General features: G+C 59.3%; 2 pseudogenes. Both read right to left on the bottom strand.

The features are described 5' to 3' along the window. Positions 1–130: pseudogene (locus tag ACRPFF_RS11640) on the bottom strand (aminotransferase); the annotation flags it as partial. A gap of 5 nt (positions 131–135) precedes the next feature. Next, a pseudogene (locus tag ACRPFF_RS11635) lies at positions 136–252 on the bottom strand (lyase family protein); the annotation flags it as partial. Positions 253–359: the final 107 nt, after the last annotated feature.

Genomic DNA, 359 nt, shown 5'->3' with positions numbered 1-359 from the left:
TGATGGTTTCCGCGCTAATGTTTTGGCTGTTCCAATCGCCATCGCCAAACACGCGGTTTGCGCCTGCGTTAACGATGCAGGCCGCAGCCGCGCGGAAGGTGCGTGAGCTGACAGTCACAACGTGGCCTGCGCTACATCGCGTCCGAGCATTTCGACGTAGGCGAGCATGTGGTGTCCGAAGCTGACCGGCTGGGCGACTTGCAGATGGGTAAAACCGGGCATGACGGTTTCGGCGTTTTGTTCCGCCAGATCCGGCTGACGCGCACCACTCGGGGCTTTCCTGTTGCTGCATTTTGGCGTTGGCTTGAGCGAGGTAGGGTCTGTCTCTTATACACATCTCCGAGCCCACGAGACTCGAC

The sequence above is a fragment of the Neisseria sp. SLRRB23 genome, from assembly GCF_050896295.1.
Taxonomy (GTDB): Bacteria; Pseudomonadota; Gammaproteobacteria; order Burkholderiales; family Neisseriaceae; genus Neisseria.
Note: the sequence above shows the minus strand (reverse complement) of the source record. Positions and strands in the feature narration are given on the sequence as shown.